The 14,413-nt window shown below is 43.1% G+C and carries 10 protein-coding genes; 9 read left to right on the top strand and 1 reads right to left on the bottom strand.

Annotated elements, in window-relative coordinates:
• The first annotated feature begins 120 nt into the window (after window positions 1-120).
• From neuB to L4D76_RS13470, 8 genes are all read left to right on the top strand, one after another.
• Window positions 121-1,149 (top strand): N-acetylneuraminate synthase, encoded by a 1,029-nt coding sequence (gene neuB / locus L4D76_RS13435; RefSeq protein WP_428441404.1) that lies wholly within the window; start codon window positions 121-123, stop codon window positions 1,147-1,149.
• A complete protein-coding gene (gene neuC / locus L4D76_RS13440) occupies window positions 1,149-2,276 on the top strand; it encodes a UDP-N-acetylglucosamine 2-epimerase (protein WP_428441405.1) in 1,128 nt (375 codons plus the stop codon). The genes neuB and neuC overlap by 1 nt, the downstream gene beginning before the upstream one ends.
• On the top strand, window positions 2,242-2,871 hold the full coding sequence (locus tag L4D76_RS13445) for an acetyltransferase (RefSeq protein ID WP_428441406.1): 630 nt from the start codon (window positions 2,242-2,244) through the stop codon (window positions 2,869-2,871). The genes neuC and L4D76_RS13445 overlap by 35 nt, the downstream gene beginning before the upstream one ends.
• A gap of 8 nt (window positions 2,872-2,879) precedes the next feature.
• Entirely contained in the window at window positions 2,880-4,346 is a 1,467-nt protein-coding gene (locus L4D76_RS13450) for a DegT/DnrJ/EryC1/StrS family aminotransferase (protein ID WP_428441407.1), read from the top strand.
• Between the two features lie 508 nt (window positions 4,347-4,854).
• Window positions 4,855-5,871: a UDP-glucose 4-epimerase GalE gene (gene galE / locus L4D76_RS13455; RefSeq protein ID WP_428441408.1), complete on the top strand. Its 1,017-nt coding sequence runs from the start codon at window positions 4,855-4,857 to the stop codon at window positions 5,869-5,871.
• Window positions 5,872-6,151: 280 nt separating this feature from the next.
• Entirely contained in the window at window positions 6,152-8,083 is a 1,932-nt protein-coding gene (locus L4D76_RS13460) for a polysaccharide biosynthesis protein (protein ID WP_428441409.1), read from the top strand.
• A gap of 333 nt (window positions 8,084-8,416) precedes the next feature.
• Window positions 8,417-9,790 (top strand): MBL fold metallo-hydrolase RNA specificity domain-containing protein, encoded by a 1,374-nt coding sequence (locus L4D76_RS13465; protein WP_428441410.1) that lies wholly within the window; start codon window positions 8,417-8,419, stop codon window positions 9,788-9,790.
• Window positions 9,791-9,939: 149 nt separating this feature from the next.
• Complete coding sequence (locus L4D76_RS13470; protein ID WP_428441411.1) at window positions 9,940-10,245, top strand: hypothetical protein; 306 nt, start codon at window positions 9,940-9,942, stop codon at window positions 10,243-10,245.
• Window positions 10,246-10,692: 447 nt separating this feature from the next.
• Here the strand turns inward: L4D76_RS13470 and mnmC are convergent, their stop codons facing one another.
• Window positions 10,693-12,729: a bifunctional tRNA (5-methylaminomethyl-2-thiouridine)(34)-methyltransferase MnmC2/FAD-dependent 5-carboxymethylaminomethyl-2-thiouridine(34) oxidoreductase MnmC1 gene (gene mnmC / locus L4D76_RS13475; RefSeq protein ID WP_428441412.1), complete on the bottom strand. Its 2,037-nt coding sequence runs from the start codon at window positions 12,727-12,729 to the stop codon at window positions 10,693-10,695.
• Window positions 12,730-12,943: 214 nt separating this feature from the next.
• On the opposite strand from mnmC, the gene fabB reads away from it, so the two are divergent.
• The gene (fabB, locus tag L4D76_RS13480) at window positions 12,944-14,158 is read left to right on the top strand and encodes a beta-ketoacyl-ACP synthase I (RefSeq protein ID WP_428441413.1); all 1,215 of its coding nucleotides are present in this window, start codon (window positions 12,944-12,946) and stop codon (window positions 14,156-14,158) included.
• Window positions 14,159-14,413 lie beyond the last annotated feature (255 nt).

Consider the following 14,413-nt stretch of genomic DNA (forward strand, 5'->3'; position numbering starts at 1 on the left):
TTATAGTCAGTTAATGTGAATGTTTGTGTTTTATGTTTATCTATCCATTGATAATAAACATAAGTAAGAAATAAAACCATTTCGCAATATTAGACATACTAATCTTAAGGAAAGTTTATAGTGGTATACATAATTGCCGAAGCCGGCGTTAATCATAATGGCTCACGAGAGTTGGCATTAGAACTTGTGGATATTGCAGCTAATGCCGGGGCTGACGCTGTTAAGTTTCAGACCTTTACCGCTGATAAACTAGTTCGAAAAGGGGCAGAAAAGGCGGAATATCAAAAACGTGAAACGGGTGAAGGTGACCAGCATTCAATGCTTAAAAAGTTAGAAATGTCGCCAGAGCTTCATCAAGAACTTATTGAGCGTTGTGAGTTGCGCGGCATTGAATTTATGTCTACGGCTTTTGATGAGGATGCGTTAGATTTTTTATTGGCTCATGGTCTGAAAAGAATAAAGGTACCATCGGGCGAAATAACAAATCATCCTTTTATTCGCTATATAGCCTCAAAAAATGTGCCGATAATTCTTTCTACCGGAATGGCTACATTGGATGACATCGTAGAGGCTAAGGCTGTCATAGAGGATGAGCGAACTAAATGTGATTTCAAAGAGCCAATTGAAAAGGTACTAACTATTTTACATTGTACCTCCAATTACCCAGCAGCGCCTGAAGATGTAAACCTTAAAGCAATGAATACTATTGCAGAAACAACTAGAGTTCCGGTTGGTTATTCAGATCATACATTAGGTGTAGCCGTATCTACAGGTGCTGTTGCCTTAGGAGCTACAGTGATTGAGAAACATTTCTCAAAATCTCGTGACTTACCAGGTCCAGATCATAAAGCATCATTAGAACCGAATGAATTAGCCGATTTAGTCAGGCAGATCAGGATCATTACGAAGGCTTTAGGCTCTGCAGAGAAGAAGCCAACCGAAAGTGAATTACCCGTACGTGAACTTGTTCGACGTAGCGTGACTATTGATAAAAATATAAAAGCCGGCGAGGTAATTAGTCAGAGTGATATTGTACTAATGCGCCCAGGAACAGGTATTTTACCTAAGTATCTAGATGATGTCATTGGTATGGTAGCTGTAAGAGATTTATCTCCAGGTGACACTTTAAATTGGTCGGATATTAAGTAATGCGCCATATTTGTTATGTGACTGGCACTCGTGCTGACTTTGGGTTAATGCGTTCAACCCTAGATAAAATAGAGCAGGTATCTCAATTACAGTTAAGTGTTGCTATAACAGGAATGCACTTAGACTCTAAGTTTGGTAATACTAAGCAGGAAGTTATAAGCTCTGGGTTTAATACCTATATTGTCGGTAATAGTGAGGATGATGGCTCCCGTTTGTCAATGGCAAATGCTGTTGGTGAGCAAGTTCGTGGCTTTAGTCAGTTGTTTGCTTCATTGCAACCATCAATTATCTTACTATTGGGTGATCGTGGCGAAATGTTGGCTGCTGCAATTGCCGCACTATATCTAAATATTCCTGTCGCTCATATCCATGGTGGCGAATTGTCAGGTACTGTTGACGAATCCATTCGTCATGCTATTTCTAAATTATCTCATTTCCATTTTGTTGCGACAGAAAAATCTCGAGATCGCTTGGTTCGGATGGGGGAATTAGCATCCAATGTTATGGTAACTGGTGCGCCCGGGTTGGATGATATACTTAATATGGAACTACCAGGAAAATCGGAGCTTTTCGATTTTTTAACGATTAAAAATAGCTCTCGTTTATTGGCTGTTGTTTTTCATCCGGTGGTGCAGGACGCTGAATTAGCTGGTATTCAGATGGAACAAGTGCTGGCAGCGTTACCAACGAATGAGCAAGTCGTTATACTCATGCCCAATGCAGATGCTGGGGGACAATTGATTAGGGACAAGATCAACGAATATTCATCATCTATGGATAATGTTAAAGTTGTTACACACCTCCCTAGAAATTTGTATCTGTCTTTACTTGCTCATTGCGATGTTTTAATAGGTAATTCCAGTTCGGGAATCATTGAAGCGGCAAGTTTCTCGACTTGGGTTATTAATATTGGCGAAAGACAGGCAAATAGAGATCGCAATGCGAATACTATAGACCTGAACGTTGACTCAAAAGAAATTAACGATGCAATAAATCAGTTGCTATTTAAACCAGAGCCAATTTCTCGAAATATATATGGGGATGGTAAAGCGGGTAAGCGTATTGCTCAGTTACTTTGGGAAATAAATATTGATGATAATACAACAAGAAAATGTAATACCTACTGATATTACTCTTATAGGTGCGGGAGGCCAAGCCAAAGTTGTTGCTGATGTTATTCTGAATCTTGGTGTTAATCGGCTTTGTATTATTGATAGTTCGCCGACAAAGGTTGGTGATAAAATTCAAAATATTCAGGTTTCTCTGCTTGACGAAACCTCTTTAATTCAAAAGTTTCATATTGCTATTGGTGATAACAAAGTGCGCAGTGATTTGTATAGCAGGTACCGATGTGAGGCTGAATATATTAGTGTCATTTCACCTTATGCTTATATTGCAAGTACCGCGACAGTCAATTGTGGTTCTTTTGTTGCGGCAAAAGCGGTTGTTTCGGCGGATAGTAAAATTGACTTGGGTTGCATTATTAATCATGGCGCTATTATCGAGCATGATTGCTTAGTTGGGCAGTTTTGTCATGTAGCACCAAATGCTACTTTATTGGGCGGTGTCACTTTAGGTGATCGTGTATTTGTTGGCTCGGGTGCAACGATTTTACCTGGAGTGAAAGTAGCTGATGATGTAACTATTGGCGCCGGTGCGGTTGTGCTGTCTGATATATTAGATAGTTGTACTGTTGTTGGTCTTCCAGCAAAAAGAATTTAAGGATTATAATGACTAGTAAATTCATTATTTATAGTAATCACAATATAAAAAAAGCGCTAGAAGTTATTAATGATAACAGTAAGGGCGCTGTTGTTGTTGTTGACCAAGATAATTACCTAATTCGTGTTTTAACAGATGGTGATATACGACGAGCATTGCTTGATGGTTATGATATTACTACTAAAATAGGTTTAATTTCAGTCGATAACTCGCCAATATCCATTAAGGAAGGACTAAGTTTTCAGGCCGCTTTATCATTAATGGATGAAAAAGAGATCGATCATCTAGTGGTTGTCGATGAGAATGACCGTGTTGTTGATTTATATCATCGTAAGGACTTAACTCCAATTCTTCTTTCTGTGCCTCATATGGGCGAAGATGAATTAAAGTATGTTGGTGAAGCGTTCTCTACCAACTGGATTGCCCCGCTAGGTCCTAATGTTGATGGTTTTGAAAATGAACTAGCTGAAATTACAGGTGCTAAGTATGCTGCTGCATTAAGCTCAGGAACTGCTGCGTTACATTTAAGTTTAGTACTGTTAGACGTAAAACCTAATGATATAGTTTTGTGTTCATCTTTAACTTTTGCTGCTAGTGCTAACCCAATTTTGTATCAACATGCAACACCTGTGTTTATTGATTCTGAACCTGAAAGCTGGAACATGTCTCCTGTTGCCTTAGAGAAGGCACTTGTGCATTTCAAAGAACAAGGAAAAATGCCCAAGGCCATGATTGTGGTAGATTTATATGGACAGTCAGCTGATATGGACGCTATTGTTGCTTTAAGTGAACAGTATGGCGTACCTATTGTTGAAGATGCTGCTGAGTCATTAGGAGCAACGTACAAAGGAAAACAAAGTGGCACCTTTGGCCTGTTTGGGGTTTATTCCTTTAATGGAAATAAAATTATTACTACCTCTGGCGGTGGTATGCTTGTTTCTGATAATAAAGAACTTATTGACAAAGCGCGTTTCTTAGCTACACAGGCGCGAGATCCTGCCCCATATTATCAGCACACTGAGGTTGGCTATAATTATCGTATGAGTAACGTTTTAGCTGGCATCGGAAGAGGGCAGCTAGGAGTGCTTTCTGAGCGGGTCGAGGCTAGGCGAACTGTTTATCAAAGATATGTTACTGCATTGGCAGAAATTGATTGCCTGGATTGGATGCCTGAGCTTGAAGGATTTTATTCAAATCGTTGGTTAACAGCTGTTGTCATAAATCCATTGAAAACTAATGTTACGGTAACTCAATTTATAGAATTGCTTAAGCAGCAGAATATTGAAGTTCGTCGTGTATGGAAACCAATGCACTTACAACCAATATTTGATGGTTGTCAGTATTTTCCTCATACTACATCTAGCGTTAGTGACTATTTATTTGAAAATGGTATATGTTTACCATCTGGTTCTAGTTTAACAAACGCAGAACTTAATCGGGTTATAGAAGCTATTAAAATTATTCTAAAGTCTTAATTTTTATTGTGTCAGTGTTTTGTGGATATGATTTAGATTGCTTTTTGATGTAACTTTTGATTGAAATAATCAAGCGTGAGTCTTAGATATGCTAGGACTTACGTTTCATGGTGCATTCAATTGATAGTTTGTACGATGTTCGAATATTTTTCATCTCTGCGATAGCTTTATCGGTATCTGGTTTTTACCTTGACGATACGATACCTCGTACTGTTCCTGTTATTTACTGTGTATTCTTAGCATTGTTAACTGGGGGCGTATTTAATCATGCACACTATGGTATTTACCAATAAAGCTCGCAACAAAAAGCGTGTGCTTATCTATGGAGCAGGTTCAACGGGGCATCAGCTCTGTATAGCCCTTCGCCAAAGTCAAGATTATTTGCCTGTTGGATTTGTTGACCTAGACCGCAGTTTATTTGATTGCTATATTCTTGGTTTGAAGGGTACTGCCGACCAGTAAGGTTAATTACCTGATCCATACACAATACATAGTTTTGGGATGATTTATGGCAATTTTAGTTACCGGTGGTGCGGGATATATTGGTTCACACACTGTAGTTCAGCTTTTAGAGCAGGGCAGTGATGTGGTTGTTTTAGATAACCTCAGTAATTCCAATAAATCCTCTTTAGCGCGTGTTGAGCAAATTACAGGTAAGTCACCTGTCTTTTATTATGGTGATATTCTTGATCGTGACATTTTGCGTGAAATTTTCAGTAACCACAGTATCGATTCCGTTATTCATTTTGCCGGCTTAAAAGCTGTAGGTGAATCTGTTAAAAAGCCACTGGATTATTACCGCAATAATGTCACCGGCTCTGCTATTCTGGTTGAAGAGATGCAGAAGTCTGGCGTGTTCAARTTGGTWTTTAGCTCGTCGGCTACGGTTTATGGCGATCCTGCTAGTGTGCCAATTCGYGAAGATTTTCCCGTCGGMGGAACCACAAATCCTTATGGTACTTCTAAGCTCATGGTCGAGCAGGTGCTTCGYGATGTTGCAAAATCCGATGAGCGTTTCTCGTTTGTTATCYTGCGTTAYTTTAACCCGGTAGGCGCTCACGAGTCRGGCCTTATTGGTGAAGATCCCAACGGTATTCCCAACAACTTGCTGCCTTATATTTCGCAAGTTGCGGTAGGTAAATTAGCCAACCTGGCTGTATTTGGTGATGATTACCCCACCAAAGATGGTACAGGGATCCGTGATTATATCCACGTGGTTGATTTGGCCGCCGGGCATTTAAAAGCTCTTGAGCGAATTGCTGAGGAGAAAGGGATTTTCACCTATAACTTAGGTACAGGTAATGGTTATTCTGTCCTTGAGATGGTTAAAGCGTTTGAGCTGGCATCTGGTGTGCCAGTGCCTTATATTATCGAAACCCGTCGAGATGGAGACATTGCGGAATGTTATGCTGAGCCGACGTTGGCAGGTAAAGAACTCGGCTGGGAAGCTGAGCGCGGTATTTCCGAGATGATGCAAGACACCTGGCGTTGGCAGAAAAATAACCCGAATGGTTACAACAGCTAAATTTGACCATTAGGGGCTAATATTGCATCACCCCCTAAGTTAACGCTTAGTGATGTTGCCATTTGGAGGTGAAGACAATACCACTAATCATCAATCACTTATAATAAACTTTGAATTTTCGTATGGAATAGAATGAATTTTAGCGGGTTATTTAAAGCCCCCTAAGCATGTTTAGGCTATAACTACCTTGAAAAACATTCATAGCTTACCTACACTGTGCCTCACATTTTAGTATGTAAGACATTTTGCTTTTTAATACACTAAATTTTTCTGAGGTTGTATGTCTCACCTTGATTCTATTTTAACAATTCCTCGTCCATTTAAGCGATTGATTAGTATTGTAGCTGATACTGTTTTTATCACAGTAGCATTTTTTTTGGCATTCTGGACTCGCTTCGGTAATTTTGACTTATTAACGGATGCAACATACTTGCAAGTGTTGGCTATTTTAGTTGTTTCAACGCTGTTTCTTTATACCAAAGTAGGGCTGTACCGAGCTATACTCAGGTATTTAAGTGTTCATGCACTGCTCATGATCACTATCAGTGCTGCTGTATCAGCGGTATTTTTAGTGTTATCTGCCTACTTTTCTTATGCGTTTATTCCCCGTTCCGTACCTGTCATCTATGGCACGTATCTGGTAATTTTATGTGGAGGCGCTCGGTTGCTGGTTCGCATCTTGGTGTCTCAACACAACACTAAGAAAAAGCCGCGAGTGCTTATCTATGGAGCAGGCGCTTCGGGCCGTCAGTTGGTTAACTTATTACGTCAAGGTGACGAGTATCACCCCGTCGCTTTTGTGGACGATGGAAAAAAACTTCAGAAGACGGTAGTACAGGGATTAACGATTTATAGTTCTAGGCATTTAAAAAGATTGCTCGCAAAAACTAAAGTAGAAAAAATCTTGCTGGCAATGCCGAGCGCAAGCCGAGCTCAACGTAAAGCGATTATTACTTCGTTAGTAGAACTGCCGGTTGAAGTGTTATCTATTCCGAATCTAGATGACATTGTCAATGGTTCTGCAAGTATTGATCAGTTGCGTGACGTGCCTATTGAAGATTTGCTCGGTCGTGATTCTGTTGCTCCGCAAGCAGAGTTGCTTGCAGCTAACATCAAAAATAAAGTGGTGATGGTAACAGGTGCTGGTGGGTCGATTGGTTCAGAGCTTTGTCGTCAAATAGTACTGCAAAAACCTAAATCTCTGGTGTTGTTTGAGCTGTCTGAATTTGGTTTGTACAAAATTGAAAAGGAGTTATCAGAATTTGTACAAACAGAAGGGCTAGAGGTCGAGATTATTCCTCTACTTGGTTCTGTGCAGCGTCAAAATCGCTTAGCTATGGTCATGCAAAGCTTTAAGGTGCAAACCTTGTATCATGCTGCGGCTTATAAGCATGTTCCGTTGGTGGAATACAATGTGGTTGAAGGTGTGCGAAATAATGTATTTGGCACTTATTATACGGCTTTAGCCGCGATTGAAGCCGGTGTTGAATCTTTTGTCTTGATTTCGACGGATAAAGCGGTACGTCCTACCAACGTGATGGGAACGACCAAACGTATGGCTGAATTGGCTCTACAATCATTGGCTGCAGAAAATACAGCAACTCGTTTCTGTATGGTACGCTTTGGCAATGTGCTGGGTTCTTCTGGTTCTGTGATACCACTTTTTAAGCGCCAAATTACTGAAGGCGGGCCTATTACAGTTACCCATCCAGATATTATTCGTTATTTTATGACGATCCCAGAGGCAGCTCAGCTCGTGATCCAAGCGGGTGCTATGGGTAAAGGTGGCGATGTGTTTGTTCTTGATATGGGCGAGCCGGTGAAGATTGTTGATTTGGCTAAGAACCTGATTCATTTATCTGGGCTTGAAGTGAAATCTGATGATAACCCTCATGGTGATATTGAAATTAAATATACGGGGCTTCGTCCTGGTGAGAAGTTATTTGAAGAGTTATTGATTGGTGATAACGTCGGTAAAACTGCCCATGAACGTATTATGACTGCGAATGAAAGTTTTCTAACATACACTGATTATAAAACGGTTTTAACAAAACTGGATGAAGCTTGCCATAATTTTGACCATGAAATCATTCGTCAGATCCTATTGGATACTCCGACAGGCTTTAATCCAACCGATGGTATCGGTGATTTGGTTTGGCATGCAAAGAATGAAAATAACCTTGAACTGAATTTCGATCAGATACTGCACTGACCATGTGATTTTGTAGCATTCGATTTATTTATTATTAGCCTACTTCCTGAAGCCTTAAATCTTTAAGGCTTCATTAATACCTACCTATCTTGCCCATATTATCTTGGGTACTTTGTACTTAGCTATATCGCTCTTACGAGTCACGTTGAACTAGCTGATTTATCGTTGGTTGTTCTGTTTTCCCTATTGTGTGCACCTTTTGATTGGCCGTATCAATGGATTGTGGCTTACAGATATTTTCGTGATATGTCTCGAGCATTCCAGCTCACTTTTCCACCGCTCTTCTAAGCTTTGTCATCATCCCTCTGTTGGTACAATTTTGGGAGTACGAGGATGAAAATTACTCATCATGGGGCCAGAACGGGTGTTACTGGTTCATGTCATGAAGTATTAATCGGCGATCATGGTTTGCTTGTTGATTGTGGTCTATTTCAAGGTACGGAAAACACTGGTTCTTTTGAGATTGAATTTTCTCTCGATCACATCCGTGGGTTGTTACTGACTCATTGTCATATTGATCATGTTGGTCGTATTCCCTGGTTACTGGCGGCGGGTTATAAAGGTCCGATTTATGCGACGGAAGCAACCGCTGCCCTGCTGCCTTTAATGCTGGAAGATGGCCTGAAAATACAACTGGGTTTGAACCGGAGTCAGTGTGAACATTTCACCAGTGTGGTTAAAAAGCAGCTTAAACCTATCCCTTATGACTGCTGGGCTCAACTGGTATTGCCATCCGGTGAGGTGGTCAGTATTCGCTTTCAGCCGGCAGGTCATATCTTAGGTTCAGCCTATATAGAAATGAAAATGCCTGATGGCCAGGTCGTGGTGTTTTCCGGAGACTTAGGACCCTGTAATACACCTTTGTTAGTCGATCCGTTATCGCCGCAACAGGTTGATACATTGGTAATTGAAAGTACTTATGGGAATAAAGCACACAGTTCGGCTTTCGTTCGTGAACAACAACTAAAGGAAATTGTTCAGCGTTCGCTCACTGACGGCGGCGCAATTTTAATCCCGGCCTTTAGTGTAGGGCGAACGCAAGAGTTGCTGTTTGATATAGAGAATATTATTGCGACAGCGATGCCTGGCAATCATCAGGGGGTAAACTGGCAAGCAATCCCTATTATCCTCGATTCTCCTCTGGCGGGTGAAATCACTCAGCAGTATCGTGAATTCAAGCAGCTTTGGGCGAGAGAAGCGAAAGAACGCTATCAGCAAGGTCGCCATCCGCTTTCATTTTCTCAATGTATCACCATCAATGCTCACGCTGACCATCAAGCGTTGGTTAATCGCTTAAAGTCGACGGGAGAGCCGGCCATTGTGGTAGCCGCAAGTGGAATGTGCACTGGCGGACGTATTCTCAATTATCTGGAAGCTTTGTTAGCCGATGCCAGTACTGATGTGATCCTGGTTGGCTATCAGGCCAGGGGAACGTTGGGGCGAAAACTTATTCAGGGCTGTGGAAACGTAAAGATAAATGGTACTGAGCTTGAGGTAAAAGCTAAGATCCATCAAATGCCGGGTTATTCGGCTCATGCTGATCAAGCGGGTTTGATTAAATTTGTGGCAGGTATTGAACAGGGGCCTAAAAAAATCCATGTGATCCATGGTGATTGCAATGCGCAAACGGCTCTTGCGGAAAAGCTAAAAGTTGTGAAGCCTGAAGCTGACATTGTTATAGGCTGTAAGCAAAGTCTCGTAAGGTAAAGTTTAATCATAATATTCCTTGTGTGATCGAACTCCCAAAGTCTATAGACCATAACCTAACGCCTAGATCTTAGCGCTCTAAATCTCGTCTATAATTGCCTTAATAACCCAACAATCGTTGTTAGAGGTTAGGGTAATAAGGGAATGTTATGAAGAATTTTGCGATTACGCTGCTTTTAGCTGGGATGCTTTCTAGTACTGTTGTTGCCGCTGAAAATCAAGCAACTCAACCGTCTTCATCTACTTCTACGTCAGCATCTGATGCAGCGACAACGGCTGCCAGTAGTTCGACAGGCGCTGCTGCTGGGGTTGATACGGCGTTGGCGGCTTCTGCGGGAGGCCTGACGGCAACAGTGCTTGCGGTGGGTGTTGCAGCTGTGGTGATTGGGGTTGCAGTATCAGATTCCGGTGGTGGAAATGATACCGCCCCTCCGGTTACGGCAGCTGTTGAATAGGGAAAGAACGGGAAGGGCGGACCTATGGGGATCTAGTTTCGAGTTCCTAGAAACGAGTGGCTAGGAAGAGCGGGGAAAGGCGGACCTATGGTCCTGAGGTTCTGTGGGGATCTAGTTTCGAGTTCCTAGAAACGAGTGGCTAGCACTCTTTCACAGTGATTTTGATATGTTCATTTTCATGTGGGAATAGGGTGAGACGCTATTCGTAATGTTCAAGATTAAGCTGAGAGTTTCGTCATCCCGGAATAGAGGGACGAGATATCCGGGATCCAGCTCTAACTGTGTGCGCCTTAGATTCCGTATAAGTTCGTCCCTCACTTTACGGAATGACGAAGTGGCTTTTGAAGTCAGCCCCCAGAACCTTTAAATCAAACAACGGAGGTATTAACCTCTCGCTTTTTCTCGTATCTTGTATCTCTAAACTCGTCACTCTAATCTCATATACGCTTAAAGCTGCTTGCCTCTCACCAAGCGGCGAACCCACATACGTCCGGGATGCAGAGCGTCTAATACGGTATGGGGCAAAGGGAGTGGGTCGCCACAGATCTGCGAAGCTAACAGTTCGCCAAGCAGCGGGGCAGAGCTTAAACCCCGAGAGCCTAAACCGACGATTGAGTACAAATTTTTATAAACTGGCACCGTTTCGGCGGTGTCTTGCTGATCTCTGAGATCGGCATACTGCTCAATCAATGCCTGGTAACGACAGACGTCGCCGACAAAGGGTAAATGGTCGCGGCTGGCACAGCGAACTCCTGCCCGTGACTGATTTCCTGAGATGTCGACTTCGTTTGGCCACCCGACATTTGGCAGGCAGTTGACTAACCGTTGCTTGTTATCGGCATGCTCTTCTTCGCTAAATGCTAAATCAACGCTGTTGCGGCGGTAGCTGGCACCAATGCAATGGGTCTGTGTGGCTTTATTTGCGGGTGTTAAATAGCCGTCATAACACAGTACCGTTTTCAGTTCTGATAACGTACTGTTGGTTGGAATATGGCTAACTTGTCCACGTACTGAGTAGGCTGGAATTGCTTTCGCTTGTTCAAATTCAGAAAAGCGATGACCGTTTGCAATAATGACGGTGTCATGGCGAGTGGTTTTTCCCGAAGTGTCGGTGAGTTGCCATTTATCTTCTATCGATTCCAGTCGGCAAATATCCGTTTCGACTTTTACCGTAAGTAGCCCGGTCTTTTGTGCTTGGGTAATTAACGCGCGGGTTAGTTCTTGCGGACACAACCAGCCACCTTGCGGGTAGTGAACACTACAATGGCCTGATTTAACCCCGGTTTTTTGCTCGGTTTGTTCGGTATTTAATGCATGAACAAGCTCTGGCGGGAAGGTGCCTGTCAGCATTTTATCTAATTTTTTAGCGGCATTCTCATCCCAGGCCAGTTGCGTTACACCACACCAGTCGTGGGAAAATTCACTTTTTATTGCAGCCTGTTCAACAAACTGGCGTGCATAAAAAAATGCCGGAGCAAAGAAGCGGGAGAGGGTATCGTTTGAGCCATTCAATAACGGATAGATTGCGCCCTGGCGGTTCCCCGATGCACCTTCTGCCGGTAAGGGATCGGCACAATAAAGCGTAACGTTCATTCCTCGACGAACCAGAGCCAATGCCGTGGTTGCCGATGCAACACCACCACCAATGATCGCGACATCTGCCGGGTTAGTCGCGGCTGAACGTGCGTACCAAGGCTTGAAATTGGCTTGATGTTGTCGTTTATTGACTCTGCCCGTTAACATCTCTCGTTTATGTCTGAAGCCTTTCGCTTTGGCGATATCAAAACCTGCGTCAATTAAATCACGATGAACAAACCCTGCTGCGGTAAAAGTTGCCATGGTACAGTCCTGACGAGCCATTTTTACCATGCCATTGTAAAACGCTTGATTCCACATTTCCGGATTTTTGCTGGGGGCGAAACCATCTAAGAACCAGGCGTCAACAATACCTTCATCATTGGTCCATACTTGCGGCATACAATCTTTAATATCACCAAACCACAGGTCGAGGGTGATCATGCCATCTTCCAGCACAATACGATGGCAGTCAGCCACGGCGGGCGGATAGTGGGCATGCAGTTGCTCTGCCAAATCAGCCAGTTCGGGCCAGGCTTGATGGGCTTTGATCAAGTCTTCTTTGGTAACCGGAAATTTCTCAAAGCTGATGAAATGCAATTCTTTGGTTATTGTACTTGGATTTGCCTGACGAAAAGCTTTGAACCATTGCCATGCGGCAAGAAAGTTCAATCCCGTTCCAAAGCCTGTTTCGGCAATCACAAAACGGCGGCGATTAAATGTTTCCCAGCGCTCAGGCAGCCCATTTTGTTGCAAGAAGACGTAACGCGTTTCTTCCAGCCCGTAGGTGTTAGAAAAATAGACATCGTCAAAGTCATTGGATACGGGAGTGCCAGCCTCATTCCAATCAAGAATGGCGTGTTCGATACGCTTGTCAGACAAGGGAAACCTCATAAATGGTATAGTCATTTATCTCATTGCTATTTCGTCTGATCTCGCCTGCTTGTTATTAAACAGGGGCTTTCTCTTTGTTCTTGAACGAAATAGCGGCGAATTAAACAGCTCTAGAGATATACTTAATCAATAATTGGTGGCGATTGTACCCGATTGTAGGGAAAGCTGACCACTTTCTGTTAATAAACCCGTTAATATTGACCACGTTAAATGACAGTAGGAATTCATCATGAAACGAGCCGTAATTACAGGCATGGGTATCGTATCCAGCATTGGTAACGACGTTAAAGAGGTGTTGGCCTCTCTAAAAAGTGGTAAGTCTGGGATTAGCTTCTCTGAACAGTTCGCAGAAAAGAAACTGCGCAGTAATGTTTGGGGCGATTTGAAAATGAATCCGGCTGAACACATCGATCGTAAAAAGATGCGTTTCATGGGCGATGCCGCCGCATTTGCGTATTTGTCGATGGAGCAGGCAATTGAAGATTCAGGTTTAACCGAAGATCAGGTTTCTAATGACCGAACTGGCCTTGTGGCGGGTTCAGGTGGTGCGTCATCGTATAACCAAGCTGCAGCCGTTGATATTCTGCGCGAAAAAGGGGTGAAGCGTGTTGGCCCTTACATGGTACCTCGTACCATGTCATCAACCGTTTCAGCCTGCCTTGCAACGCCATTTAAAATTCGTGGCGTGAACTACACCATGAGTTCAGCATGTGCGACATCTGCACACTGTATTGGTCACGCTGTTGAACTGATCCAGCTTGGCAAGCAAGACGTTGTTTTTGCTGGTGGCGGTGAAGAGCTTGATTGGACGTTGACGATGATGTTCGACGCGATGGGCGCACTATCAACCAAATATAATGATGATCCGACAAAAGCATCTCGTACTTATGATGCTGATCGTGATGGTTTTGTTATCTCTGGCGGCGGCGGCATGCTGGTGGTTGAAGAGCTGGAACATGCGTTAGCACGTGGCGCGAAAATTTACGGTGAAATCGTAGGTTATGGTGCAACCTCTGATGGCTACGATATGGTCGCGCCATCAGGTGAAGGTGCCGTTCGTTGCATGAAGATGGCGATGAAAGATCTTGATGCACCTGTTGATTACATCAATACCCACGGTACCTCTACGCCTGTCGGCGACGTTAAAGAATTAGGTGCCATTCAGGAGTTGTTCGGAAAGAACAGCCCGGCGATCTCTGCAACTAAAGCGATGACTGGTCATGCGCTGGGTGCTGCGGGTGTACACGAAGCCATCTATTCAACGCTGATGCTAGAAAACGGTTTTGTTGCGCCAAGCATCAATATCGACAACCTAGATCCAGCGGCAGAAGGCTTGGATATTGTAACTGAAACCCGTGAGCAGGAGCTGAAGACGGTTATGTCGAATAGCTTTGGTTTCGGTGGCACCAATGCGACACTCGTGATTAAGAAATACGAAGGTTAATAACAGGTGCGAGTGACGAGATTCTAGAAACTCGTAACTCGAAACGAGCACTAGTAACTCGACACTTTATACTCGCTCCTGAAACTTCTTTTTCCAGGAACGGCACTGGCTAAGAGCTCCAATCAAATGGACGACTTTTAGCGGAGGCATCTTAAAGATTGGTTTTCTGTAGCCAGTGCCTGTAAACAGACGCAACATTAGCTTGTGTGAATAGTATTTTCTTTTATAGAAGGTGTCTATATCCAGATGCTAATG

Origin of the sequence: Photobacterium sagamiensis (assembly GCF_050337085.1) — a bacterium.
Classification (GTDB): domain Bacteria; phylum Pseudomonadota; class Gammaproteobacteria; order Enterobacterales; family Vibrionaceae; genus Photobacterium; species Photobacterium sagamiensis.

Excerpts from the sequence above, each read along its gene's own strand:
- neuC (WP_428441405.1), top strand. The coding sequence starts at position 1,149 with ATGCGCCATATTTGTTATGTGACTGGCACTCGTGCTGACTTTGGGTTA.
- L4D76_RS13445 (WP_428441406.1), top strand. The coding sequence starts at position 2,242 with ATGATAATACAACAAGAAAATGTAATACCTACTGATATTACTCTTATA.
- L4D76_RS13450 (WP_428441407.1), top strand. The coding sequence starts at position 2,880 with ATGACTAGTAAATTCATTATTTATAGTAATCACAATATAAAAAAAGCG.
- L4D76_RS13460 (WP_428441409.1), top strand. The coding sequence starts at position 6,152 with ATGTCTCACCTTGATTCTATTTTAACAATTCCTCGTCCATTTAAGCGA.
- L4D76_RS13465 (WP_428441410.1), top strand. The coding sequence starts at position 8,417 with ATGAAAATTACTCATCATGGGGCCAGAACGGGTGTTACTGGTTCATGT.
- L4D76_RS13470 (WP_428441411.1), top strand. The coding sequence starts at position 9,940 with ATGAAGAATTTTGCGATTACGCTGCTTTTAGCTGGGATGCTTTCTAGT.
- mnmC (WP_428441412.1), bottom strand. The coding sequence starts at position 12,729 with ATGACTATACCATTTATGAGGTTTCCCTTGTCTGACAAGCGTATCGAA.
- fabB (WP_428441413.1), top strand. The coding sequence starts at position 12,944 with ATGAAACGAGCCGTAATTACAGGCATGGGTATCGTATCCAGCATTGGT.